The sequence below is a fragment of the Mesoflavibacter sp. CH_XMU1422-2 genome, assembly GCF_037029245.1.
Taxonomy (GTDB): Bacteria; Bacteroidota; Bacteroidia; order Flavobacteriales; family Flavobacteriaceae; genus Mesoflavibacter; species Mesoflavibacter zeaxanthinifaciens.
On the sequence record NZ_JAYMEE010000056.1, the window covers coordinates 40,639 to 66,797 of the forward strand.

Genomic DNA, 26,159 nt, shown 5'->3' on the forward strand with positions numbered 1-26,159 from the left:
TGATGACAACAAATAAATTAATTTCAATATTAACCATAGCTAGTGTGTTTCTAGTCGTGGTTAGCTGTGGTAATAAAGACAATGCGCAAGCAGCTGCAGCACAACAACAGCAAGCCTTACCATTTCCGGTAACTCAAATTCAAACGCAAACTGTAGAAGGGTATAACGAATATCCTGTAAATATAGAAGGTATTATAAACAGTGATGTACGTGCAAAAACTTCAGGATACATTCAAAAAGTATTGGTAGACGAAGGTGCTAGAGTACGCAAAGGTCAACCACTTTTTAGGTTAGAAACACAATCGCTAAGTCAAGATGCAGAAGCGGCAAAAGCACAAGTTAATTTGGCTCAAGTTGAGGTTGATAAGTTAAAACCTTTAGTAGAAAAAAATATTATTAGTCCAGTACAATTAGAAACAGCAAAAGCCAATTTAGCACAAGCCAAAGCGGCTTACAGCAGTATTGCTGCTAATATTGGTTATGCAACGGTAAAAAGTCCGGTTGATGGTTATGTGGGTTCAATTAATTTTAGAGAAGGCGCTTTAGTGAGTGCTGCCGATGCAACACCATTAACTACGGTTAGCGATATTAGTAAAGTATATGCGTTTTTTACTTTAAACGAATCGCAGTACATAGACCATTTAAAACGAATGACAGGTAAAACCAAAGCAGAACGTATCAAAAATTTTCCAGACGTTAGTTTAATATTGGCAAATGGCGATATATATTCTGAAAAAGGTCGTATTCAAACCAGTACTGGTCAAATTAGCGAAACAACTGGTACTGTTAAAGTAAGAGCAGCTTTTGATAATCCAAACGAGCTGTTAACAAACGGAAACAGTGGTAAAATACGTATTCCTTCAACTTATGAAAATGCAGTGGTTGTACCACAATCATCAACCTTTGAGCAACAAGGTAAAGTAATGATTTACACCTTGGGCGAAGACAATAAAGTAAGCAGTAAAATTATTGAAGTTGAAGCTAAAGTAGATAATCTTTACGTGGTAAAATCGGGTATAGATGCTAATACAAAAATAGTCGCATCTGGTGTTTCAAAATTACGAGATGGTATGCCAATTGCGCCACAAGAAATTCCGTTTAACGAAGCCACTAAAAAAGTAGCTACTTTATTTAAAAACTAAATTATTCCTTAAACATATTTATTAGTTATGTTAAAAACATTTATTGAAAGACCAGTGCTTTCAACAGTAATCTCTATTATCATAGTTATATTAGGTGTTATCAGTATAACATCCTTACCTATAGAGGAATATCCAGATATTGCACCGCCAACTATTAAGGTTACGGCTAACTATACAGGTGCTAACGCAGAGACTGTTTTAGAGAGTGTAATTGTACCTATTGAAGAGCAAATTAATGGTGTAGAAGGTATGACGTACATTACATCTACAGCATCAAATAATGGTACTGCCGAAATTACCGTGTATTTCGACCAAACTATGGATGCCGATATTGCTGCGGTAAACGTACAAAACCGTGTAGCACGTGCAAATCCGTTGTTACCTTCAGAAGTTATTCAAACTGGTATTGTAACGCAAAAGCAAGAAACTAGTGCATTAATGTTTATTGCTATGTATTCTGATAGCGAAGATTATGATGCTACTTTTATTCAGAATTACTTAAAAATAAACGTAATTCCTGCTATGCAGCGTATTAAAGGTGTTGGTGATGTATCTGTATTTTCGCAACAAGATTACGCAATGCGTGTTTGGTTAAAACCTGAAAAATTAGCGGCTTATAATTTAATTCCATCAGATATTACAGCTGCTTTAAACGAGCAGAATTTAGAAGCTGCAGCTGGTGCTTTAGGTGAAAATAATGGTGAGTCGTTCTCTTATATTTTAAAGTATAGCGGACGATTTAAAGAAGAAGGACAGTATGCAGACATCGTAATTAAGGCTTTAGGAAATGGCGAATATTTACGATTGAAAGATGTCGCAGAAATCGAGTTAGATGCGCAATCCTATTCATCTAACGCTACAAGTTTAGGACATCCAGCGGTTTTTATGGGAATTTTCCAAACCAAAGGATCTAACGCTGCCGAAATTATTGAAAACATTAAAACTACTTTAGACGATGTAGAACAAGGTTTGCCTGAAGGTTTAAACTTCTTTGTGCCTTACGATACAAGTTTATTCTTAAACGCATCTATAGACAAAGTAATTAGCACACTTTTAGAAGCCTTTTTACTAGTGTTTTTAGTGGTATTTATCTTCTTACAAGATTTTCGTTCTACATTAATTCCTGCAATTGCAGTACCAGTCTCGATTATTGGTACCTTCTTTTTCTTGAATGTCTTTGGCTATTCCATAAACCTATTAACGCTTTTCGCATTAGTGCTGGCTATTGGTATTGTGGTAGATGATGCTATTGTTGTTGTAGAAGCTGTACACGCCAAAATGGATGAAGGTGAGAAAAAACCGAAAAGTGCCACATTAAAGGCTATGAGTGAAATTTCTGGGGCTATTATTTCAATTACATTGGTAATGTCTGCTGTATTTATTCCAGTAACCTTTGTAACAGGTCCAACAGGTGTATTTTACGAGCAGTTTGGTGTTACTTTAATTATAGCCATTTTAATTTCGGCAGTAAACGCCTTAACGTTAAGTCCGGCATTATGTGCATTGTTACTAAAAGAACATAAAGACGATGAAGAATTAAAAGGAAAAAATGCACTTCAAAAATTCTACACGTTATTTAACAGAGGATTTGACGCAACTGTAAATAAATACGTTAAGTCACTACAGTTTTTATATAAAAACAAGTTTGTATCAGTAATGCTATTAATCATTGCTGGTGTAGGTATTTATTGGGCGGCAACAACAACGCCAACTGGATTTGTACCAAATGAAGATAGAGGGATTATTTTTGCTAACATAGAATTACCTGCCGGTGCATCATTAGACCGTACCGAAGCAGTAACTAAAGAATTATACGCAAAAATTAAAGACCTTGATGGTGTTATAGGTGCTAGTTTTGTTAAAGGGCGAAGCTTAATTAGTGGTGCTGGTAGTAACTTTAGTATTGGTTTCGTCAAGTTAGACGATTGGTCTGAAAGAGAATCTGAAGCCTTATCTGCACAAGCCATAACTGGTAAATTATTTGGTATTGCAGCTACCATTCCAGAAGCAAAAATTATTTTCTTCTCGCCACCAAGTATTCGTGGTTTTGGTAACTCAGCTGGTTTTGAGGTAAATTTACTAGACAAATTCGGTGGTGAATTTACCGATTTAGATAAAGCTAATAAAGAGTTTGCTGCAGCCTTAATGAGTCATCCAGAAATTCAATATGCGCAATCGGCATTCAACACTAATTATCCGCAATACGAAATGGAAGTTAATGTGCCTTTAGCAAAAGAAAAAGGTGTGGCTATTAACAGTATTTTCGGGACGCTTCAAGGTTATATTGGTGGAATTTACGCTTCAGATTTTAGCCGATTTGGTAAACAGTATCGTGTATACATACAATCGTTACCGGAAGATAGAGCAGATGAAAACGACCTAAACAGTATGTATGTTAGAACAAGTTCTGGTGAAATGACGCCAATTACACAGTTTGTAACTTTAAAACGTGTGTATGGTCCGCAATCGGTAACGCGTTTCAACCTATTTAATTCAACAAATATAACAGGTGCAACTAATCCTGGATTTAGTACAGGTGATGCCATTAGAGTGATTGAAGAAGAAGTGGCAAAGCTGCCAAGTAATTACACCGTTGCATATTCTGGTCTAACACGAGAAGAGGTAAATGCAGGTAACCAAACTACGTTTATTTTCATCTTAAGTATTCTGTTTGTGTATTTCTTATTAAGTGCGCAGTACGAGAGTTATATTTTACCATTTTCGGTATTATTATCGCTGCCATTTGGTGTATTTGGTGCGTATATAAGTACGAAATTCTTCGGGTTGGAAAACAATATTTACTTCCAAATTGCACTGATAATGCTGGTTGGTCTGTTGGCTAAAAACGCTATACTTATTGTTGAGTTTGCATTGCAAAGACGCAAACAAGGCGAAAGTATTGTAAATGCTGCAATGGATGGTGCCAAAGCACGTTTACGACCAATTTTAATGACATCATTCGCCTTTATACTTGGGTTAATGCCGCTAGTATTAGCCAAAGGTGTTGGTGCCGAAGGAAATAATTCTATTGGTACAGGTGCAGCAGGTGGTATGTTAATAGGAACCATTTTAGGTGTATTTGTTATCCCAATTTTATTCATCTTTTTCCAATGGTTACAAGAAAAAGTATCGCGTAAACCAGAAGTAGAAACAATTGAAGCTTAAAAAAATGAAATCGACTATAAATAAAAATTTTAGTAAAGGCGCATTAGTTTTAATGCTGGCGCTAACACTGCAAAGTTGTTTTGTGGCTAAGGATTACACACGTCCTGAATTAGAAGAAACAGAACATTTGTATAGAACCGATAACTTACCACAAGACAGTATATCGTTAGCCGATGTATCGTGGAAGGATATGTTTAAAGACCAATATTTAGCGCAATATATTGAAGAAGGTCTTCAAAATAACCTAGATATTCGTGTGGCTATTCAGCAAATTGCTATCGCTAATGCATACATGAAACAAGGTAAGGCAGGTTATTTACCGACGTTAACTGGTACAGCCCAAGCAACGTATCAAGAGCTGTCTGAAAACAGTCAGTTTGGTGGTTTTTTCTCGTCTGTAGATCAATATGAATTATCAGGAAGTTTATCTTGGGAAGCCGATATTTGGGGTAAAATAAGAAGTAATAAACGTGCAGGTGAAGCTAGTTATTTACAAACAGTAGCAGCGCATAAAGCTGTAAAAACCGAATTAATCTCAGCAATTGCTTCAACTTATTATCAGTTATTAGCGTTAGATGAGCAATTAGAGATTACCGAAAAAACAATTGCTACTAGAGACAGTAGTGTTTACACTATTAAGGCGTTAAAAGATGCTGGAAACGTCACACAAGTTGCGGTAGACCAATACATAGCGCAGTTTAACAATGCCAAAGCCTTAAAAGTAGATTTACAAGCAGCCATTTTTAGAACCGAAAACACGTTGAATTTCTTATTAGGAAGACCAGCAGAACCAATAGAACGTAGTAAGTTAACCGAGCAACAGTTAGATGAAAAGATTACACTTGGCGTACCAGCAACCTTGCTGAGAAACAGACCAGATGTAATTGCATCAGAGTACAATTTGATCAATGCGTTTGAGCTAACCAATGTGGCAAAAAGCAACTTTTATCCATCGTTAACCTTAACGGCAAGTGGCGGATTTCAAAGTTTAGAATTAGATAAATTATTTAATGCTAATTCATTATTTGCAACAGTTATTGGTGGTTTAACACAGCCAATATTTAATCAGCGTAAAATAAAAACACAGCACGAAGTAGCCAAAGCACAGCAAGAACAAGCACTTTTAAACTTTAAGAAAACCTTGTTAACTGCAGGTAACGAAGTGTCTAACGCACTTTACGTTTACAATGCTGAAACCGAAAAATTTGAATACCGTAAAAATGAAGTTGAAGCCTTAAGACAAGCAGAAGCAAACTCAGAGGAATTATTGCAAAATGGTTTAGCTAATTATCTTGATTTGTTAACCGCAAGAGAAAGTGCGCTTAATGCCGAGTTAAACGTTATTGATAACAAATTACAACAATTACTAAGCGTCGTTACTTTATACGAAGCACTTGGTGGTGGTTGGAAATAAAAAGCTATGATTACCAAAAGCGAATTGCTACAATGTGCAATTGCCAAATTTACAAAGTTTGGTAGTAAACACGTGACTTTAGATGAGTTAGCAACAACGCTTGGTATATCTAAAAAAACCATATATTTATTTTTTAAGAATAAAGAAGATCTTGTCGTTGCAAGTATTGAAACTTTATTAAATGAATATAAGGAAGATATAAATAGAATCATTTCTGAGAATGAAAACGATCCTATTTTGAGTGTTATATTTATCTATAAAAGAGGGTTTGAATATTTAAAATATTTCAAGCCTTCTTTTCTTTTTGGATTAGAAAAATATTACCCAAAAGCCTTTAAGTTATTTACTGAATTTACTGAGAGTTTAGCAGAAAATACTGCTAGTGTCTTACTTAAAAAAGCCCAATCACAAGGCGATTTAATTGAAAGTGTAGATGTAGATTTGTTAGTGAAAATTTACTTTTTTAGAGTAGATAATTTATTGTTTAAAGACAATAATTTGTTTGAGATATATTCAGAAGACATGCTTTTAAGGCACATGGTAATTTATAATTTACAAGGTGTAGTAAATACAAGGTATCAAAATAGATTTTTTAATAATTAAAAAGCCTTAGTTTTTAACTAAGGCTTTTTTCACTTTTTAATTAATTACAATTAACACTATTGTAATAAGCTGTATACAAATTCTGGATAGCCACGTTCTCCGTTTTCGTTAGTTAGGGCTAAGAATTTTAATTTGTAAAGGTTACCATCTGTATCGTTAACAATATAAAACACATTGTCTTTTAAAGACGGTAAAGTACCTGGTCCACCACCATTTCTCCAGCTACTACCAATGGTTCTTCTATCATTTTCAACAAATAAAGAAGTTTCTACATCTGCTAAAGTAAAATTGTCGTAAGATAATTCTGTGTCTACTTCTGTATCTATCATATAAACAATAGCATTTTCTAAGGTATTATTAAGAACATAATCTGAATATCCATAAGAGCCATAACCAGGTATCTCGTTTGTGAAAACAGTAAAGTTTAAGTCCCATTCTTCTTTTTTAGGTTCTACATTCACAATACTATTGGTATTAAAACTAAAAAATGTAAAATTGTAATCAGCATTTTTAGATATGGTAACTTCTTGGTGTGTAGTATCGTCAAGATTTGCGTATTGTAGGATGTAGTTATTACCATCTTGTAAGATTCTTACTTTTTTCCATCCTCTAGACTCGCCAGAAATTTCAACGCTTCCTGTACTTGCAGTTGCTGTTCCTACTTCGTCACCTAAGTTTACTAAATACACATAATTGTTTGTGTTTGTTGCAGAGATTTCAGCGAAAGCTGTATTTGATAAATCTCCATTAGGCGCATCTATATAAGCCATATTTGCATCATCAAAAGTACCAACAGCTACTTGAGGTTGTAAGTCTTGAACTTCTTGATTATTTGAGTTTACGGCATCAATATCTGTTGAAGATAATTGTCCTGCCGCCATAAATATAGAGCTGTTTATGATAACTTTAAAGTCTGATCCAGTATAAAAACCTAAATCCCAAGAATCACGTTGTACACTAGTCATTGTGTTAGTGCTTAAGTCTATATATACTTGGTTTTGTTGATTTGGACCACCAACTGTTGGTGCTACATCTGCACCTTCGATAATAACTTGTATTGGCTCTGATGGTAAGTTATTGTCATTATCACTGCTACAATTAGTTAGAGCTAATGCACCTAAACATAGAACTAATGTTAAAAATTTGTTTTTCATTTTGAGTTAGTATTAAAAATTTAAATTATATAATAGTTTGAAATAATATGATCTACCATAGCCTAGTAATAAACTAGAGTTATTTGTGCTGTGTATACCAGATGTTGATGCACCATTTATTGCTACAGTGGTAACATCAAAAATGTTTCTGGCACCAATTGTAAAGTCTACTTTTTTATTAAAAAATGTCTTTTTTATAGAAGCATCCATCCAACTAAATGCATCTGTAGTGTATTTTTTAAATAATGAATTTCCTTGGTCGTCACTACCTTCGGCAATGTAATTTTCTTGTTTACCATTATGCTTTAGCAATATTGTAAATGCAGTATTCCAATTTTTTACTAAATATGATGCGCTTGTGTTTAATTGCAAGGCGTATAGGTAGTCGTTTTTAGCATTTTCTTCATTATTCATAATTCTTGAAATACCTTGATATGTAGCACCTAAATTAAGCGTCCAATTATCTTTTTTTATTGTGTTTTCTGAAGTAATTCCCCAAAGTCTGTATCCGTCTATATTTATATATTGATATTGTAATGGCGTTGGATTTATGACAGCTAGTTCTATTTTATCTTTTAAATCTATATAACTTAATTTAATGTTATTTGATAGTGATATATCCTTAAACCAAGTTCGTTTTTTTAAGTTTAAAAATGATGAGAAACCACGTTCTGGAGATAAGTTTTGGTTGCCTCTAATATCATGATTAGAGTCTACTAAATAATAGTAAAGTTCTTCAAAATTAGGTGTACGATACGATGATCCTATACTTGCTCTAATTTCATACCCTTTATTAAGTAGATATCTAGCATTTAATGATGCTAATAATTGAGATTGGAACATGGAGTTATATTCGTATCTTAATCCAGGTCTTATGGAAAACTTATCTATTAGTTTTATTTCTGCAGATCCAAATACAGCATAGTTTTCTTGTTTTAAGGTTTGGTCTTGTTGTGTTACATCGCCAGATGCTTGTGTATCAAATCCTTTTATAAAACGTGTTTCGTAACCTAATTGATAATTAATTTTGTCACTTTTTGATAGATTATTTATAGTTCCTTTAGAAAAGAAAACATCACTAGATTGATAAGTTTCGTCGGTTTCGTTAGTTTTCTCTTCAGTTAAGATATAATAGTTAAATTGGTTTAAATCTCTTTTCTGTGTTTGATAGGAAAATGTTGCGTTATAGACTACACCAGTTTTTAAATGACCATTAATATTTAAATTATTTATTAGTCTATTAGTTTTAAAAATTCTGTCTGTAGCAGATGGATTACTTGTTTGCGATTGTACATCTATATTAGCTCTAACAGAAGCGTCGTAATAATTTAATGTTTCATTAAAATATTCGAATTTATAAAAAGCATTAAAATTATTTGAGTTGTAGTTTATAGCGGCTTTTCCGTTAAACTGTGTTTTAGGTAACCAGTCATAACCTCTTAAACCATCATTAAAATAGTGGTTTTTTCCTTTTTTGTTATTAAAAAAACCAGCAAAATCATTTCTGTTGGCACTTATTTTTGCATTCCAAGTATCATTTATTCTATGTCCAATACTTAAGGCTTGAATGTGTCTACCTTTATCAAACCATTCATACTCGTCACTAACAGTTTCTTCTTGTATAAAGGTTTGAATTTGCCAATCATGATCTAGTTTTTTCTTAGTTATAATATTAATAACTCCAGCAACCGAGTTTGCTCCGTATTCTACACCCATAGCACCTTCTACAATCTCTATACGCTCTACGTCATCTAAGTTTATTTGTGTTAAATCAATGTTGTTACCTAATCCATTATCACTAACGATTTGAACATTATCAAGCATGATATTAAAGTATTGGGCATCTAATCCAAAAAATGAAATTGTAGATTTTCCTGTTTGAGCATTAGGGATAATGTTTAAGTTTAAATTAAAATTTAAGACATCAGCTAAGGTGTTAGCAGCTTGTTTATCAATTTTTTCACGGTCTATAACAATAACGTTATGTACCGACTTTTTTATAGATTGGGGATTGTATTGTCCAGTAACAACAACTTCTTCTAACTGCTCAATCTTAACAGAATCACTAACTTTTTCTTGAGCAAAAAGGAGAGCAACAGAAAAAAATGAAAAATAAAGCGTTAAAAGTTTTTTATTTAGAATCATTCTTGATTAAATTTGCTGCAAATATAAACGTTATTTTAATTCAGTCTAAATAAGAACAATATTTTTTAAAAAAATTAAAATTCATCAAAAATGAAACATTATCTAGTTATTACTTTATTATTCTTTGTAGCATTTAGCGCTACTGCACAATCTAAAAAAGAAAAGGATCAGGCAGCTATAAAAAAAATGTGCGGATGTTACGAAGTCACTTTTAACTTTGCAGAAACCTTTAATTACAGTCAAGATTCTTTATATAAGCCATCTAAAACTAAAATAGATAAAGGTTTAGAATGGGCACATTTGGTAGAAGACACAGATAATAAAATTTCAATCCAACATTTATTACAAGTAGGTAGTCCAGAGCAACCATATATAGTAAAACATTGGCGTCAAGATTGGTTGTTCCAAAATAAAGATTTTTACATGTTTGATGGTGATAATAAATGGAATTTTGAAACCAAAACAGAAGATGAGGTAGAAGGACAATGGACGCAAAAAGTATATCAAGTAGATGATAGTCCACGTTACGAAGGTAGTGCGACTTGGGTACATGTAGACGGTAAAAGCTTTTGGGAAAACACAACAACTGCACCATTACCAAGACGTGAGTATACAAAACGTAGCGATTATAATGTAACCTTAAGAGGTAATAGACACGAGATTACAGAATATGGTTGGTTACACGATCAGGATAACGCTAAAATTATTCGTCAAGAAGGCAAAGAAGATATTACCTTAGCCAAAGAAAAAGGTTATAATACTTATGTAAAAGTAGAAGATAGTCGTTGTCAAGGAGCTATAAACTGGTGGAAAGAGCATGACAAAAAATGGGCAACCGTTCGTGCAAAATGGAGTGAAGTTTATAACAGAAATAAGGATTTACATCTAGAAGATAAAGTAGATAATAAAGTATTATTTAAACATTTATTTGATGAAGAATTAACCAACAAAGAAGACATCGATAAAACGATAGAATCTTTTGTAAAAAAATAGAATATGAAACATGTACTTACAACACTTATACTATTCATAAATTTTAGTGTAATTGCTCAAAATAACAAGTTGTTAGATAGAAAATTTTGGTCTAATACAACTACTGTAGAAGCTGTTAAAACAGCTATAGAAGAAGGTAATGACCCTACACAATTAAATCCGAATAGTTTTGACCCAATGGTGTATGCCATATTACAAGATGCACCATTAGAAACATTACAATATTTACAATCTATAAAGGGTAATGATGTTAATAAACTAACTCATGATGGACGTACTTATATCTTTTGGGCAGCCTATAAGGGTAATGACAGCTTTATGCAATATTTATTAGATAATGGTGCAAAAACAGATATCTTAGATGATCACGGATTAGCACCTTTAAACTTTGCTGCAAATGCAGGACAAACAAACACAAAGGTGTATGATTTATGTATTAAATACGGTGCAAATCTAAAAAAAGACGTTAATCATAGTGGCGCTAACGCTTTATTACTAGCAGCGCCAAGTGATAAAGATTTTAAGTTAATAGATTACTTTACCAGAAAAGGATTAGATTTAAATTCTACAGATAATAATGGTAACGGAATTTATAATTATGTAGCAAGAACAGGTAATTTAGAGTTGTTACAAAAACTTTCTACTAAAGGAGTAAAGGGTAACGATCAAGCGTTTCTATTTGCTAGCCAAGGAACAAGAAATGTATCAAATGGTTTAGAAGTGTTTACATTTTTAGAAGCACAAGGTTTAAATCCAAATACATCATCTAATGAAGGCGTAACACCATTACACTACATTGCTGCTAGATCACAAAATATAGATGTATTAAATTATTTAATACGTAAAGGAAATAATGTAAATGCAAAAGATAAAGACGGAAGTACTCCTTTTTTAAATGCAGTTTCAAGAAATTCAATTAAAGTGATAGAAACTCTTATACCACAAGTAAAAGATATAAACGATCATAATAAAAAAGGTCAAACAGCTTTAATGTTAGCCACACAAAGTAATACACTAGAAGTGATTAAATTATTAATAAGTAAAGAAGCTAAAGTAGATGTTGTAGATGCCAATGGTAATAACTTAAATTATTATTTAATTGAAGCTTTTAGCCCAAGACAGCCTAAAGATTTTGCAATTAAATTAGAGTTTTTAAAATCTAAAGGTTTAGATATTTCAAAAAAACAGAAAGATGGTAATACGTTATTACATCTTGCTGTAAATAAGCAAAATTTAGATTTGATTAAGCAAGTTGTAAATCTAAAAGTAGCAGATGTTAATGCTATAAATAATGATGGTAATACAGCTTTACATTTAGCGGCAATGTCTTCTAAAGACGAAAAAATCATAAAATACTTATTAAGTATTGGAGCAGATAAAACAATTAAAACCGAATTTGGAGAATCAGCTTATGATTTAGCTTCAGAAAACGAATTATTAGAACAAAATAATGTTTCTTTAGAAATTTTAAAATAAATATTAAATAATGAAATCATTAAAAATAACCATATCAACTATACTGCTATCATTTGCATTATTGTCATTTACCAATATAAATACTAGTAAATACAAATGCATGATTCAATTGACTAATTATACCGGTGAAGGCGCTTATGTTGTAGTCTCTTTAATTAATCCAAATGGCGAATACGAAAAAACACTGTATGTACAAGGCGATGACGACGAGTGGTATTTTGATATTACCGAATGGTGGAAGTTTCAAGGTAAGGTTAGAGCTAATATAGATGCGGTAACAGGAGCAACAGTATCTGGTGGACAACGTACAATAAGCATATTAGATATCGAAGATTCTAAATTAAATAAAGGTTATAAACTTAGATTTGAAACAGCTGTAGAAGATCAAGAATATTATACAAGCGATGTCGAGTTTGAGTTAACTATAGAAAATGTCAAAGCAAAACACGAAGGTAAAGGCTTTATTAGATACGTTAGATTAATGCCTAACTAGTATTTTGTATGACCATTTCTATCTGGAGATATAGTCATTTAGCATTAGCTATTACAGCGTCTGTTTTTATTTTATTAGCGTCTGTTACAGGTATAATTTTAGCATTTCAGCCTATATCAGAACAACTTCAACCTTATAAAGTAGAAGATTTAAAAACAATTAGTCTAGACCAAACAGTTAATATCTTTAAACAAACTTATCCAGAAGTTTTACAAATAGAAGTAGATGCAAATCAGTTTGTATCTGCTTCTGTTATTACTAAAGATGGCAAAAATCTAGAAGGCTATTTTAATCCTAAAACAGCTAATTATTTAGGTGAAAAAATCTCGCCATCAAAATTTTTTCAATTTACAACCAATTTACATCGGTCTTTATTTTTAAAAAGTACCGGTCGGTTTTTAGTCGCTTTAGGTTCTTTTTTATTGCTTTTAATTGCAATTACCGGTTTTATTTTAGTCGTTAAAAGACAAAGCGGAATTAAACACTTTTTTGCCAAAATTGTAAAAGAAAATCCGTCACAATATTGGCATATTGTACTTGGTCGTTGGTCACTTGTACCAATTATTATTATTACAATAACTGGTGTGTACTTATCGCTGCTTAAGTTTGATGTAATTACCGATCAAGCAATTAAACACAATGTAGATTTTGAAGCGTTAGAGGCATCTTCAACAGAAAAATCAGATTCAATATTTGGTGCGATTACTTTAGATCAAGTTAACCATTTAGAGTTTCCTTTTTCTGAGTTTGTCGAGGATTACTACACTTTAAAACTTAAAGATAAAGAGCTACTAATACATCAATATTCTGGTGAAATTTTAAGCGAACAAAACACATCTTTAACGTCTTATTTTTCAACACTAAGTTTAAATCTACATACAGGAAAAGGCAGTATTATTTGGTCAGTAATTTTATTAATTGCAACCATAAACATCTTGTATTTTATGTATTCTGGGTTTGATATGACCCTAAAACGAAAGAAAAATACTGTAATCCCAAAGAATAAATACACTAAAGATCAAGCAAAATTTATCATTCTTGTAGGATCAGAAACAGGAAGTACTTATAGATTTGCTTCGGCATTATTCAATAGTTTGATAAATGCAAAACACAGTGTTTTTATTTCTGATTTAAACAGTTACTCAACCTACAAAAATGCAGAACATTTAATTGTTTTTACAGCAACGTATGGCGATGGTGAAGCGCCAATAAACGCTAATAAATTTTTAGATACATTTAAAAATACGCCACAAAACCAAAGTCTAAACTTTAGTGTTGTTGGATTTGGATCGTTACAGTATAAGGCTTATTGCCAGTTTGCAGAAGATGTAAGTAATGCACTAAATAATAGTCAGAATTTCACTCAATTTTTACCGTTAAAAACAATTAACAATCAGTCTTTAGATACGTTTAAAAATTGGTGTATAGCGTTTAATTTACAATCGCAATTAGACATAGAAATACCTAAAGTAAAACAACTACAAACACCAAAAAATCTTCAAGATTTTAAAGTAGTTTCAAAATCTGAAATTAACCAAGATCATACTTTTGTGTTGACTTTACAAACCCAAAAAATAGAAAAAATACAATCTGGTGATTTATTATCTGTGTTTCCTAAAGAAGATCAAATAGAACGATTATACTCTTTAGGAAAATTTGAAGATAAATTGGTTTTAAGTGTCAAAAAACATCAGTTTGGCGTTTGTTCAAATTATTTTAGTCAGTTAAAAGAAGGTGAAGTTATCAAAGCAAGAATTAATAAAAATCCATCGTTTTACCTTCCAAAACACACAAAACATGCTGTTTTTATCGCAAACGGTACAGGAATTGGACCTTTTTTGGGTATGATTAATCAAAACCCAAATATTAAAAAGCATTTATTTTGGGGTACGCGCACGCAAGCTTCAGTTAATATTTATGATACTTATTTAAATGAAGCAAAACAAAAGCAGCTACTAACCACATGTAATATAGCATATTCTAAAGAAGGAAATAAAGCGTATGTTCAAGATATTATAGCACAAAAAGACAACATTATAGCTTCTGTATTAGAGCAAAAAGGTGTTGTAATGATTTGTGGTTCGGTTGCAATGCAGACTTGTGTTTTAAACCAATTAGATACGATTTGCCAAAACAATTTAAGTAACAACGTAAGTTACTTTATAGATAACGGTCAAATAAAGATGGATTGTTACTAACATAAAACTTAAAATAATGTGTAATAACGTAAAATCAATATCAAAAACATCTCAAGGCGAATTGTCTTTGTGTAAAAACTGCAAGCATTTTCACTTAGAGTTTAATAATATATATTTTGAATTTACTGTTAACGAGTTTAAGCAATTTAAGCAGTATGTTTTAAATTTAGAACCAGAATTTTGGGAGTGTAAATATGCTGAAGCAAACATATCTAAAAAGATACCTATACCTACTTTGCAAGACAATCTTATTCTGATGTTTAACCGACAAGAATTTTTACAATTAAAAGTATTAGTCAATAAGCCAATATTGAATATTTACAAAAAAAGTATAAGTGTAAATGATATTGATTACACATTAATTTTAAACTAATTTAAAATACTATTTTTGTGTACTTAAACTAAAAGATTAGTATGAAAAAAGATATTCATATTCCAAAAGTAGAAGGTGTTTACATTGCAATAGTTAACGAGTATAATGACGTGTACCAAACCCAAGATTGGAATGCATACATTATAAACGATAAAGAGGTAGATTTAGATACTGTAATAATAGTTACAAGTGGTTATTCTGATAGTAAAACAACCTCTGTTTTTAGAAAAAAAATAGATAAGCTTCCTAAGAAAAGTTATGCCAAAATAGAGCTTATCCAAGAAGAACTTTTTGCGCTTAACAACCAATTTAAAGTCACGTTTTTTGAGGGTAATACAATGTATGATAAAACATATACTTTTAGAAAAAACACGATTAATAAAAATGCCTTACAACCTGTACCATTAATGAAGGTACGTGGTGTAGTAGTAAAATAAGCCTTGAATTTTCAAGGCTTATTTTTTTATAGTTTTATTGCTTAATACATTGGTTTATAGTGTTAGTCCATTTTTGACCAACTTCTATTTCGCCGTTAATCAGTCTATTAACGTCACTATTAAAAATATTAAAACCGACAATATCATTATTTACTATTTTAAAGTTTATAATAACGTCTGTTACTTGTTCGGTTGTTTTATTAATTCGTTTCTTTTTAATATCTAAAGCTGCACCTTCAAAATTCTTTAAATCGACAATTTTGTGTGTAGATAAGTTAGATAATAAAGCTATTTTTTTATTTGTATCAATACCAAAAGATAGATGGTTAAAGATGTCTATTTTATTAATAGTTAGTCCATTATCTTGCGCAATGGTTTTAAATATTTGAGTTTTTTGTTGTGTTTTTTTCTTTTTAGAGATATACATTAAAAAGAAAGGAATACCGCAGCAAAGGGTAATCACAACACCTATAAGGGTATTTGCTGTATCCATTTGTTTTAATTTTTTAATAAGAAATATGAGTTAAGGTGTTTATACCTTAATAAGTCTAGTATTAAAACAAATGCTATAGATGGGTATGAAAAGGATAAGCTATGTCTGTAGTTTTAAAGCTAACAGGAATAGCATTTAGGTAATGTAGTTTAAGATTACATTTTTTAGAGAAATAAGTTAAAAACTGTTTAAAGTTAAAATCTAAATCTTTATTTAGACTATTAGGGTAATCAACAAGGTTGACCTCTAAAAAAGTAATAATTATAGGGTCTGCTGTGTTAGCAACAGTGTTGTGCTTGATAGGAGAAGATACAGTTTCACTTTTAGTTGAAACTATAGTGGCTTGGTCACTAAAATTATAGTTAATTGTAGTGGCATTTAAGCTAACTGTTACACTTAATAAAAGTAATATTTGTAAAAACTTCTTCACGAAGCAAATGTAAATTACTAACGATAATTAATTAACAAATAAAACGTTAATTTTAATTTAATTTATCAGTAAGTTTTTTAAACACTTTTTTAGGATCTTTACCTTCATATAAAATATCATAAACTGCATTTATAATAGGTAATTTAGTTTTCTTTTTATTCTTGTCGTTTAATAAATGGGCACTTTTTGTAGCGTAGTATCCTTCTGCAACCATATTCATTTCCATTTGTGCAGATTTTACAGTGTAGCCTTTACCAATCATGTTTCCAAACATACGATTACGAGAAAACGTAGAATAACCAGTAACCAATAAATCGCCTAAATAAGCAGAGTTATTAATGTTACGTTTCATCTTATGCATTTTTTTGATAAAACGTTTCATTTCGCGTATAGCGTTACTCATCAACACACTTTGGAAGTTATCACCGTAACCTAAACCATGTGCTATACCAGCCGCAATAGCGTAAATATTTTTAAGCATTACTGCATATTCAGTCCCAATAACATCGTCGCTAGTTTTCGTTTTTATATAATCGCTAGATAAAGCATTGGCAATAATTTGAGCTTTTTTCTGGTCTGCGCAAGAAATTGTTAAGTAAGATAAACGCTCTAAAGCAACTTCTTCTGCGTGGCAAGGACCTGCAATAACGCCAATATTTTCAAAAGGAATGTTATAATTATCATGAAAATGCTCTCCAACCAATAAACCAGTTTCTGGTATAATTCCTTTTACTGCCGAGACTACAATTTTATCAGTAATATCTGCATTTAGTTTTTTTAATTCAGAATGAATAAATGCCGAAGGAATTACAAAAATTAAAACATCTGCATAGTTAGCAATTTCATTAATATCATTGCTAAGTTTTAGTTGTTCTAAATGAAACTCGACAGAACTTAAATAATTCGGGTTATGTTGTTCTCTAAGAATATGTTCTTTGGTATAAACACTGCGCATGTACCAACCAACTTCTTCTAAGTTTTCACAAAGCATTTTTACGATAGCGGTTGCCCAACTTCCTGATCCAAAAACAGCATATTTTAATGGTTGACTCATAATTTCGTTTAAATTCTAGGTCAAAAATACGTAAAATTAAAGACTTCAATTCATATTGAAAATCAATCACTTTTAATTTTTGGCACGCCTTTTGAAAATCAATTTATATCAATCCTTAAAACGACACATTATGAAGACGATAAAATTACTTTCAGGCTTTGCTTTAATAGCATTATTATTTACATCGTGTTATACAGAAGTTATCGTAGATGATTATGCTTATGATAATTATCAAGAACCAATAACGGTTAATCAATTACTAAACTCTTACGAGTTGTGGTACGTAGACATTAACGAAACTATTGGTTATGGCGAAACACCTTTTTTACAAATGGCATTTACAGTGTCTTTTAGAAACGGAAGCTTGTTTGCCAATAATAATTTAGTTGGTATTGGTAGTCAAGGTAACGGTTATGGTATACAAATAGGATACTATAATGCTTACGATATGATTTTGGATATAGATCATGATATTGATGGCTATGATAGTTTTGATGTATACCAAATAGATCATAATACTATTGAATTGTATAATCCATTTAATGATACGTCATATTTTTTACATGGTTATCAACGTTCAAATTTTGATTACGATTATGTGTTTTATGATAACATACAATACTTTTTACAAGAATATGAAGCTTGGGAAAAAACATACACAAGTAACTTTGGTGCTTTAAACGAATTTGATAACGAAAACTTCCTTCAGTTTTTATCTGGCGGAAATGATAACAACTTTAGAAGCTCTCAAGATCCTGAAGGAACAAATCCAAACAATATATATTGGGATTATTCTGGATTGTATGGTGTTAATAATGTTAACGGAAATATGTACCTAAAAACACTAACCTTAGATTATGATTATTTTGATAATGAGTTTTTTGAGTTAAGTATTGTAAACGATCAAAGAGTAGAATTATATCACCCAAATTCTGGTACGGTTTATGAGTTTACAGGAAGAGGTTATATACAATATTTAAAAGTTGGACAAACAACAGACAGAAGTAAAACATCTGGAGAGAAAAAACGTAAACAACACACCAGAAAAGAAGATAACCCTAGAGAGAATACTAGAGAAAAATAAACACTTGTTAGTGAGTGATTTTTGAGAATTAGTTTAGTTAGTTTAAAACCGCTTAGAGTAAAATTTAAGCGGTTTTTTTAATTTTTTTGTAGCTAATTTCCTCATAATCATAAAATTAAACGCTTTTAGTCGAATAAATTATGTTTTTTGTCGAATTAAAAATACATTCGTCAATCAATAACCTACTTAATTTATTTTTTATGAAAAAAATTCCCCTAATCACCTTAGCTTTAATAGCTGTGTTATTTACAACAAGTTGTGAAAATGAAGAGACTTTTGTGGATAACAACACTGTAACAAATGTAGACCCAAATTTTAGAGTAACAACAGCAAATGGAAACACAGCTAACCAACGTATGTCTTATGATGAACCATGTATGACAACTAATCTAATAGCTGGTCAAAATCATATTGCAGGAACTGTTTCTGTAGATTTTGATGGTGTAGATTTAATTATCACTTATACTACAAATGCAGATTGGTCAATTCAAGCTACGCATTTAAGTATTGGTAATTGTGCAGATCAAACAATACCAACAACAGGATCTGGAAATCCAAAAATTGGTCATTTTGAGCATTCTACAAATCATAACCCAGATGTAGATGTAGTAACGTACTACATAGATTCAGCTGCGTTAACTGAAAATTATTGTTTTGCAGCACATGCAGAAGTTAATGGGCCAACAGGCGGAGAAACTGCTTGGGCAGAAGGTACAGACTTTGACGGTAATAATTGGGCAATGTATGTTGAAGCATTATTGTCAGACTGTAATGTAGATAATCCTGAAACAGAAAGATAATTGTATATTTTAAATACTAAAAAAGCCAACCCTAAAAAGGTTGACTTTTTTTATGTGATAACATTTAATTTTAACTTTCAAAAGTGATGTTTAGGCTAATATCTACACTGCTTAAAGCTTTACTTACTGGGCAACCTTTTTTAGCGCCTTCCGCAAGTTCTTTAAATTTAGCTTCGTCCATTCCATCTACTTTACCTGTTAGGTCCAATTGTATATGTGTAAAGGCAAAACCGCCATCTTGTTGTTCTACAGTAATAGTAGCATCTACATCTAATTTGTTAGATTCAAAACCTGCTTCTTGTATAGCAAAACTAAGCGCCATAGCAAAACAACCAGCATGTCCTGCTGCAATTAGCTCTTCTGGGTTTGTACCAGCTTTACCGTCTTCGTTTTCAAAACGTGCTTTAAAGTTATAAGGTGTATTGTCTAAAACACCACTTGGACCATTTAAAAATCCTTTACCGTCTTTACCTGTACCTTGCCAAATGGCTGTTGCTTTTCTCTTCATAAAATAATTTAATTTTTGGTTTACTTTAAAATTAAAGCTTTTACTAAAGAAATAGGGTTAAGGAAATTGTAAATGTTTTGGGAGGACTTTTTTAATATTCGTGTATAAGTGTTAGCTGCAGTTATACATTATTGATTAATAGTTTTAGTTATAATTAAGTTTAATAATTTTTTCTCCAATTACTAATTCATTAATAATTTCATTTTTATCAAATGAAGGTCTAAATTGAGCGACAATTTTTCTTTTTTTATTAGCTTTTAATTTTTGTTGTAATTTGTTCGTTCTTGCGGTCAGTTTCATTGACATCACAACAAAATCAATTTTATGTAATTCTCCATTTTTATCACGTAGATAAATCTTATTAAAATCTATTTCTTGAGATTGGGAAGAATTATTTTTGAATTCAAAAACTATGGTAATAAACCTTCTACCTTTTTCAGCAACAATATTATTTGCATAATATCCATTTCCTCTATCAATTACTCTTTGTTTGTTTATTCCAAATATTCGAAATTCAAGACTTTCAGAATATTCATAGTATGTTTTTCTATCAATTTTTTGTGCTGTTGCATTAATTGAGAATAGTAATAAAATCAAAAGGAGCTTATTCATTTTTTTTAAATTTTAAAAATTTATTTTCAGAATGATGTTCTGCTATTATGGGCAAAGTAAAGATAAAGCGAGTTTTTAACTTGCGTTATCGATTGTTAAACGAAGTTAGCAGAAAAATTTAATAAAGCCAAGCGATGCTTCATTCTACTTATAAAAATTCATTTCACCTAAATAAGCCCAAACGTTTTCTGGTAGTAAAGGCTTAACGTTTTTGCCTTCTTTTATTGCTTTTCTAATCATAGTAGAAGATAGTTCTATAATTGGTGCGTCTACACGTGTTATTTTTGGGTGATTATTAAATTGTGTATCTACTTTACCTTCGCTAATACGTGGGTACACATAAATGGAGTGATACTCTAAAATGGTTTGATAATTTTTCCACTTATGGAAGCTTTTTAAATTATCCTCGCCCATAATTAAGGCAAATTCGTGTTTAGGATATTTTTCGGTTAAATGGACTAAGGTGTTAACGGTATAGTTAGGTTGCGGTAAGTTAAACTCGATATCACTTTCTTTTAATGTATCATAGTCTTTTGTGGCTAGATAGACCATTTCTAAGCGCTGGTAATTGTCTAAAAGTGTACTTTTCTTTTTAAATGGATTGTGTGGTGTTACTACAAACCAGATTTGGTCTAAATCGCTGTTTTCTACCAATTGGTTGGCTATAATTAAATGCCCAATGTGTATTGGGTTAAAGGATCCAAAGTATAAACCTATTTTCATAGTTTAGTTAAAAAAGAGACAATTTACTACGCTCAGTTTTATAAATTATTTTTATGATTTTACAAAAGTACCAACTAAATTTTCTGCTTCTGCTAATGCTTTATCTAAGTTGTCGTTTTCTATTATAATGTCAAAAAGTGGTGCTGTTGCAAGCTCTGCGCTGGCTTTAGCAATACGCATATTTATCTTGTCTTCGCTTTCTGTTTTACGTTTTTTAAGTCTTATTTTAAGCTCGTCTATACTTGGTGGTTTTACAAAAACAGCAAGTGTTTGTTCTGGGAATTTTCTTTTAATACGCAATCCGCCAGATACGTCTATATCAAAAATAACGTTTTTGCCTAATGCCCAAAGTCGCTCGACTTCACTTTTTAAAGTACCATAAAAATTATCGCGGTAAACTTCTTCCCATTCTAAAAAATCGTCGTCTTTTATATGTTGTTTAAAGTCTTTTAAAGATAAAAAGTAGTAGTCTTTACCATGCTCTTCTGTACCACGTTTTTCTCTTGATGTAGCAGAAATTGAGAAGGCTAAATTTAAATTATCGTCTTTAAGTAAATGTCTTACAATGGTTGTTTTACCTGAGCCAGATGGTGCAGAAAAAACAATTAATTTACCTTGTTTTGTGTTGTCTTTGTCCAATAGATTATGCTTTTATTTTAAAGAACGTTAAGTAATTGTTCTTTAATTTTTTCAAGTTCGTCTTTCATTTGTACGACCAATTGTTGCATTGGTGCGTAGTTACTTTTAGAACCAATAGTGTTTATTTCTCTACCAATTTCTTGGCTTATAAATCCTAATTTTTTACCGTTGCTATCTGAGCTATTAATACTTTCTGTAAAGTAGTTTAAGTGATTGTTTAAGCGTACTTTTTCTTCAGTAATATCAAACTTTTCTATGTAGTAAACTAATTCTTGTTCAAAACGATTTTCGTCGTACTTTTCTTTAAGTTCTTCAACGCCTTTTTTTAATCGTTCTCTAACACCTTCAATACGTTCTGGATCTATAGCTATTACATGATCTAACAAGTCTGCAATATTTTTTATACGTGCATTAAAATCTGCTTCTAACACTTTTCCTTCGTCTAAACGGTGCTGGTTTAAAGCGTTAATTGCTTGGGTAATTTCGGTTTGTATTTGCGTCCATTCGTTTTCGTCAATTTCTTCTCTAACCGTATTTAAGGCATCAGGAAAACGAACCGCCATTTTTAGTAATTCGGTATCATCACCATCAACAACATCTTTTAATTGTTGCATGTATTGTTTAACAACTGGCGTGTTAATTTGCGTAGATGTATCGTCTGCAGTAGTTTCTACATAAATAGAAAAATCTACCTTACCACGCACTAATTGATTAGCAATTTGCTTTCTAATTTCAAGCTCTTTTTCTCTGTAAATAGAAGGCATGCGCGCATTCAAATCTAGGTTTTTGCTGTTAAGAGATTTTAGCTCGATTGTAATTTTTTTTGTTGGCAACTGTAGTACAGATTTACCGTAACCTGTCATTGAATATATCATAAACAAAATGAATTTATTAAGCGCAAAGGTAAGTAAAATGTTAACGCCTAAGAAATACAATTTTAACAGCTTATTTAGATTATTTATTATGCACGCACAGTAAATAATTGTAGTTTTGATGTTTTAAATTTTTAGAGATGTACAAAAAACAGTTTGAGATTAGGTGGAGTGATATTGATGCTAACAGACATTTAGCTAACTCTGCATATATAAATTTTATGAGTCATACACGTACAGCGTTTTTACATGAACACGGTTTTTCTTTATCAGAATTGGTAAAAGAAGGTCTTGGTCCAGTGGTTTTTCATGAGCATGTACATTATTTTAAAGAAACCTTTTTAGGTTATCCAGTAACAGTAACTCTTGAAGTTTCTGGTCTAAGCGAAGACGGAATGTTCTTTAAATTTGATCATAATTTTTACAATCATAAAGGTGAAAATCTTGCTTTTTGTGAAATTTTTGGAGCTTGGATAGACTTAAACTCTAGAAAATTAACTAATCTACCGGACGATTTATTAGAGTTAACAAAAAGTTTTCCTAAAACTGAAGATTTTAAAATCTTAACAAAAGAAGACACCAGAAAACATAACAGAACACCAAAAAACCTAAGCTTGTAGTTTAGGTTTTTTGGTAACTAAATACACACCTAAAAAGATTAAAGCAGATGCTAAAATCTTAACGACTGTAACAGCATCGCTACCCATAATAATTGCAAAAATACCAGCAATTAAAGGTTGCAAGTAAATAAATACGGTTACTGTAGATGCGCGCAAATGTCTTAGCGCTAAAGGATTTAATAGGTATGTTCCAAATGTAGCACCTACAACTACAAAAATTACCGAAAACCAAATGTAAGGTGTAAACGTAGAGGTATCTACCAAAGTTAAATCTGAATATCCAAACGGTAATACCATAAAAAAACCAAACAAAAACAACCATTTAATAAATGTAAACGGATGGTATTTTTCTGTTAAACGCTTTATTATTATAATATATATACTGTAAGATAACGCATTAATTAGCACCATAATATTTCCTAATAACACATTGTCTCCTGGATTTGGTGATTTACCATAAACTGTTAATATCGCAGCACCAGTAAATCCAAAAATAACACCTAAAACTTTAAGTTTTGTTATCTTTTCATTTAGGTAAAAAGAAGATAGTATTAATACGATAATAGGACTGGTAATCATTATTACCGATGCGTGTATGGGTGTTGTAAGTTCTAGCCCTTTAAAGAAAAATAGCATATTAACAACAACTCCAAATATGGATGCAAGAAAAAAAGTTTTAAAATCTTTAGGTTCTATTTTTTCTTTTGGAGCAAAAAGGCTGACAACCCAAAATAGAATAGCTGCTCCACCAACGCGTAATGCAATAAAACCAAACGGCTTTATGTAACCGTTAGCCATTACGTCTTTTGCAAAAGTAAAGGTTAATCCATACAATAATTGTACTATAAACGCAGCAATTAAAGCAAATATTCTTAGTTTATTCATTTAGTGCTTCTTTGGCTGCTTCTATAGTTTTTTTACTACTACCAACAAAAATTTTGTCGTTAATTACAATAACTGGTCGGCTTAAAAAAGTATAGTGTTCAAGTAAATAATGTTTAAAATCTTTTTCGGTTAGATTTTGGTCCTTTAAACCCATGTCTTTGTATAACTTAGCACGCTTACTAAACAAAGCTTCGTAACTTCCTGCTAATTTTGCTAACTCATCAACTTGTTTTGCTGTTAATGGTTCACTTTTTATTTCCTGAAATTTAAAGTCGTCACTTAAATTCAACTCGTTAATAATTCTTGTGCACGTGTTACAAGTTTTAAGGAAGTAAACGTTTTTCATGATGTTATATTTTTGGCAAATTTCGATTTTTTTTGCAAAAGTTTAATGCTTTTTCTGGCAAAAATTCTGCGAAAGCATAATACCCAACATTTTTTTTAAAAATTGAAGTGAAATTAGTTTTAAATAGCATAAATATTTAATTTTATTGAAAATTGAAATACTATGGATTTTGCATTTGATACCACTTTAAAAAGTCGAAAATTTTTAAAAGATTTACTTGAAAATTTAACTTTAGAACAACTTAATAAAGTTCCTGAAGGCTTTAATAATAATATTATTTGGAATGTAGCTCATACTATTGTAACCCAACAATTATTAGTCTATAATTTATCTGCAATACCTATGATTATAAGTGATGAGTTGGTTGAAATGTATCGAAAAGGAACAAAGGTAGAACGTGATGTAACCCAAGCAGAAGTAGATTTAATTAAAGGTTTATTGTTTAGTACTATTGAAAAAACAAAGGAAGATTATGAAAACAGAATTTTTCAAACCTATCATGAATATACAGTAACTACTAAAAGTACTTTAACGAATGTTGATGAGGCTATTGCATTTAACAATTTTCATGAAGGAATCCATTTAGGTTATGTTTTGGCTTTAAAACGCTGTATTTAAAATTTTAAATAAGAATTTGCTACCACGTATGGTATTGTAAACTCAACAGGCTCTTTACTTAGTGCGCCAAATTCAAAATTGTTGTAAAAGATAATAATGCCTTCTTCATTAAACCCGATAGTTTTAGGTAGCTTAAAATCTAAATTTTGAGATTGTAAACCGTTATGAACGGTCATTAACTCTTTATCATAATATTTTTTAACTAATGCTTTAAACCCATTTAAATCGTTAATTAAATCTTTGGTTTTTAATTCTTTTCCAGTTGCTGGATCAAAATTAAAAAACTTAAAAATCAAGTTGCTGTTAGCTTCTCCGGTTTGTACATTTCCATTCATGGCAATGCAGATAATAAATTCGTTTTGAAAAGAAATTTCTCCATCAATAAACGCTTCCCATTTAGGGAAGTCTCTAGCTATATCTTCATTAAACAGTGTTGTAAAGCCAATATAAGAGGCATTAAAAGCTGTAATGCTTTGGTCTATAGTTAATTTTTTTTCTTTAGCACTATCTACATTTAAAATATCACAAGCAAAATTATTAAGTGATGTATTTATGTTTTTAGCAACATTAGAGTTTCCTTTTGCTTTAGGCATAACAATGTCCACAAAAGTTTCTTTTTCTTTAGAAATATGAATTTCTGAAAACGATAATGTCTTTTCTTCTTCACAAGAAAAAAAGCCTATAAAACACAAAAAAAGTAGATAAAAAGTCCTGAAATTATTTATACTGTTAAACATAAACTAAAGCTAATAATGAAGTTTGAATACAACGAATTAAACGTTATTTTTGTTGCAATAATTACAAATTAAGTTGAAAAACATCTGCTTTGCATTCAAAAATAAGAATTATAAATTTTTAGATGATTATTTCAACTTTAAAAAC

27 protein-coding genes are annotated in these 26,159 nt (G+C 31.0%); 14 read left to right on the top strand and 13 right to left on the bottom strand.

Annotated features, from left to right (window positions below; all coding sequences use genetic code 11):
- Positions 1 to 2 precede the first annotated feature (2 nt).
- The 4 genes from WA340_RS06195 to WA340_RS06210 are packed head-to-tail and all read left to right on the top strand — an operon-like array spanning position 3 to position 6,324.
- Positions 3 to 1,142 (top strand): efflux RND transporter periplasmic adaptor subunit, encoded by a 1,140-nt coding sequence (locus WA340_RS06195; protein WP_336128257.1) that lies wholly within the window; start codon positions 3 to 5, stop codon positions 1,140 to 1,142.
- 27 nt (positions 1,143 to 1,169) lie between these two features.
- Positions 1,170 to 4,307, top strand: coding sequence for an efflux RND transporter permease subunit (locus tag WA340_RS06200; protein WP_336127941.1), 3,138 nt, complete (start codon positions 1,170 to 1,172; stop codon positions 4,305 to 4,307).
- A 4-nt stretch (positions 4,308 to 4,311) separates the two neighbouring features.
- Positions 4,312 to 5,721, top strand: a complete 1,410-nt coding sequence (locus WA340_RS06205; protein ID WP_336127942.1) for an efflux transporter outer membrane subunit — start codon at positions 4,312 to 4,314, stop codon at positions 5,719 to 5,721.
- A gap of 6 nt (positions 5,722 to 5,727) precedes the next feature.
- Complete coding sequence (locus tag WA340_RS06210) at positions 5,728 to 6,324, top strand: TetR/AcrR family transcriptional regulator (protein WP_336127943.1); 597 nt, start codon at positions 5,728 to 5,730, stop codon at positions 6,322 to 6,324.
- A gap of 56 nt (positions 6,325 to 6,380) precedes the next feature.
- On the opposite strand, the gene WA340_RS06215 is transcribed toward WA340_RS06210, so the two are convergent.
- Together WA340_RS06215 and WA340_RS06220 are read right to left on the bottom strand one after the other, a co-directional pair.
- Positions 6,381 to 7,478 (bottom strand): HmuY family protein, encoded by a 1,098-nt coding sequence (locus tag WA340_RS06215; protein ID WP_336127944.1) that lies wholly within the window; start codon positions 7,476 to 7,478, stop codon positions 6,381 to 6,383.
- Positions 7,479 to 7,490: 12 nt separating this feature from the next.
- Positions 7,491 to 9,623 carry a TonB-dependent receptor plug domain-containing protein gene (locus WA340_RS06220; RefSeq protein WP_336127946.1) on the bottom strand — a complete coding sequence of 711 codons (2,133 nt, stop codon included), beginning with the start codon at positions 9,621 to 9,623 and terminating at the stop codon, positions 7,491 to 7,493.
- Positions 9,624 to 9,713: 90 nt separating this feature from the next.
- On the opposite strand from WA340_RS06220, the gene WA340_RS06225 reads away from it, so the two are divergent.
- From WA340_RS06225 to WA340_RS06250, 6 genes are read left to right on the top strand one after another with little or no spacing between them, the layout of a single operon-like run.
- A complete protein-coding gene (locus WA340_RS06225; protein ID WP_336127947.1) occupies positions 9,714 to 10,616 on the top strand; it encodes a DUF6607 family protein in 903 nt (300 codons plus the stop codon).
- Positions 10,617 to 10,619: 3 nt separating this feature from the next.
- Entirely contained in the window at positions 10,620 to 12,092 is a 1,473-nt protein-coding gene (locus tag WA340_RS06230) for an ankyrin repeat domain-containing protein (protein ID WP_336127949.1), read from the top strand.
- A gap of 10 nt (positions 12,093 to 12,102) precedes the next feature.
- A complete protein-coding gene (locus WA340_RS06235; protein WP_336127950.1) occupies positions 12,103 to 12,585 on the top strand; it encodes a DUF2271 domain-containing protein in 483 nt (160 codons plus the stop codon).
- Positions 12,586 to 12,593: 8 nt separating this feature from the next.
- On the top strand, positions 12,594 to 14,783 hold the full coding sequence (locus WA340_RS06240; RefSeq protein WP_336127951.1) for a PepSY domain-containing protein: 2,190 nt from the start codon (positions 12,594 to 12,596) through the stop codon (positions 14,781 to 14,783).
- Between the two features lie 16 nt (positions 14,784 to 14,799).
- On the top strand, positions 14,800 to 15,156 hold the full coding sequence (locus WA340_RS06245) for a DUF6686 family protein (RefSeq protein ID WP_336127953.1): 357 nt from the start codon (positions 14,800 to 14,802) through the stop codon (positions 15,154 to 15,156).
- A gap of 41 nt (positions 15,157 to 15,197) precedes the next feature.
- Positions 15,198 to 15,593: a hypothetical protein gene (locus WA340_RS06250; protein ID WP_336127955.1), complete on the top strand. Its 396-nt coding sequence runs from the start codon at positions 15,198 to 15,200 to the stop codon at positions 15,591 to 15,593.
- 34 nt (positions 15,594 to 15,627) lie between these two features.
- On the opposite strand, the gene WA340_RS06255 is transcribed toward WA340_RS06250, so the two are convergent.
- From WA340_RS06255 to WA340_RS06265, 3 genes are all read right to left on the bottom strand, one after another.
- Complete coding sequence (locus WA340_RS06255; protein ID WP_336127956.1) at positions 15,628 to 16,086, bottom strand: hypothetical protein; 459 nt, start codon at positions 16,084 to 16,086, stop codon at positions 15,628 to 15,630.
- 73 nt (positions 16,087 to 16,159) lie between these two features.
- Positions 16,160 to 16,516, bottom strand: coding sequence for a hypothetical protein (locus WA340_RS06260; protein ID WP_027879652.1), 357 nt, complete (start codon positions 16,514 to 16,516; stop codon positions 16,160 to 16,162).
- Positions 16,517 to 16,568: 52 nt separating this feature from the next.
- Positions 16,569 to 17,570, bottom strand: a complete 1,002-nt coding sequence (locus WA340_RS06265) for an NAD(P)H-dependent glycerol-3-phosphate dehydrogenase (protein ID WP_106677130.1) — start codon at positions 17,568 to 17,570, stop codon at positions 16,569 to 16,571.
- A gap of 130 nt (positions 17,571 to 17,700) precedes the next feature.
- Between WA340_RS06265 and WA340_RS06270 the strand changes: the two genes are divergently transcribed.
- Complete coding sequence (locus WA340_RS06270) at positions 17,701 to 18,654, top strand: nicotinic acid mononucleotide adenyltransferase (protein ID WP_336127959.1); 954 nt, start codon at positions 17,701 to 17,703, stop codon at positions 18,652 to 18,654.
- Between the two features lie 200 nt (positions 18,655 to 18,854).
- Complete coding sequence (locus WA340_RS06275) at positions 18,855 to 19,454, top strand: hypothetical protein (RefSeq protein WP_106677134.1); 600 nt, start codon at positions 18,855 to 18,857, stop codon at positions 19,452 to 19,454.
- A 70-nt stretch (positions 19,455 to 19,524) separates the two neighbouring features.
- Here the strand turns inward: WA340_RS06275 and WA340_RS06280 are convergent, their stop codons facing one another.
- The 5 genes from WA340_RS06280 to WA340_RS06300 all read right to left on the bottom strand — a co-directional run bounded on the left by WA340_RS06280 (position 19,525) and on the right by WA340_RS06300 (position 22,811).
- Positions 19,525 to 19,962, bottom strand: coding sequence for an OsmC family protein (locus tag WA340_RS06280; RefSeq protein WP_336127960.1), 438 nt, complete (start codon positions 19,960 to 19,962; stop codon positions 19,525 to 19,527).
- 144 nt (positions 19,963 to 20,106) lie between these two features.
- A complete protein-coding gene (locus WA340_RS06285; RefSeq protein WP_027879648.1) occupies positions 20,107 to 20,574 on the bottom strand; it encodes a hypothetical protein in 468 nt (155 codons plus the stop codon).
- Positions 20,575 to 20,718: 144 nt separating this feature from the next.
- A complete protein-coding gene (gene nadD / locus WA340_RS06290; RefSeq protein WP_336127961.1) occupies positions 20,719 to 21,297 on the bottom strand; it encodes a nicotinate (nicotinamide) nucleotide adenylyltransferase in 579 nt (192 codons plus the stop codon).
- 51 nt (positions 21,298 to 21,348) lie between these two features.
- Positions 21,349 to 21,936 (bottom strand): guanylate kinase, encoded by a 588-nt coding sequence (gene gmk / locus WA340_RS06295; RefSeq protein ID WP_027879646.1) that lies wholly within the window; start codon positions 21,934 to 21,936, stop codon positions 21,349 to 21,351.
- Between the two features lie 17 nt (positions 21,937 to 21,953).
- Positions 21,954 to 22,811, bottom strand: coding sequence for a YicC/YloC family endoribonuclease (locus WA340_RS06300; RefSeq protein ID WP_336127964.1), 858 nt, complete (start codon positions 22,809 to 22,811; stop codon positions 21,954 to 21,956).
- A 137-nt stretch (positions 22,812 to 22,948) separates the two neighbouring features.
- Between WA340_RS06300 and WA340_RS06305 the strand changes: the two genes are divergently transcribed.
- On the top strand, positions 22,949 to 23,428 hold the full coding sequence (locus WA340_RS06305) for an acyl-CoA thioesterase (protein ID WP_223077916.1): 480 nt from the start codon (positions 22,949 to 22,951) through the stop codon (positions 23,426 to 23,428).
- On the opposite strand, the gene WA340_RS06310 is transcribed toward WA340_RS06305, so the two are convergent.
- Together WA340_RS06310 and WA340_RS06315 are read right to left on the bottom strand one after the other, a co-directional pair.
- On the bottom strand, positions 23,417 to 24,313 hold the full coding sequence (locus tag WA340_RS06310) for a DMT family transporter (RefSeq protein ID WP_027879643.1): 897 nt from the start codon (positions 24,311 to 24,313) through the stop codon (positions 23,417 to 23,419). The two genes, WA340_RS06305 and WA340_RS06310, sit on opposite strands and share 12 nt — an antisense overlap.
- Complete coding sequence (locus WA340_RS06315; RefSeq protein WP_106677159.1) at positions 24,306 to 24,659, bottom strand: arsenate reductase family protein; 354 nt, start codon at positions 24,657 to 24,659, stop codon at positions 24,306 to 24,308. The genes WA340_RS06310 and WA340_RS06315 overlap by 8 nt, the downstream gene beginning before the upstream one ends.
- A gap of 162 nt (positions 24,660 to 24,821) precedes the next feature.
- Here WA340_RS06315 and WA340_RS06320 point away from each other — a divergent pair, with 162 nt between their 5' ends.
- Positions 24,822 to 25,277 (top strand): DinB family protein, encoded by a 456-nt coding sequence (locus WA340_RS06320; protein ID WP_027879641.1) that lies wholly within the window; start codon positions 24,822 to 24,824, stop codon positions 25,275 to 25,277.
- Here the strand turns inward: WA340_RS06320 and WA340_RS06325 are convergent.
- The gene (locus tag WA340_RS06325) at positions 25,274 to 26,014 is read right to left on the bottom strand and encodes a DUF3298 domain-containing protein (protein WP_336127967.1); all 741 of its coding nucleotides are present in this window, start codon (positions 26,012 to 26,014) and stop codon (positions 25,274 to 25,276) included. The two genes, WA340_RS06320 and WA340_RS06325, sit on opposite strands and share 4 nt — an antisense overlap.
- Positions 26,015 to 26,159 lie beyond the last annotated feature (145 nt).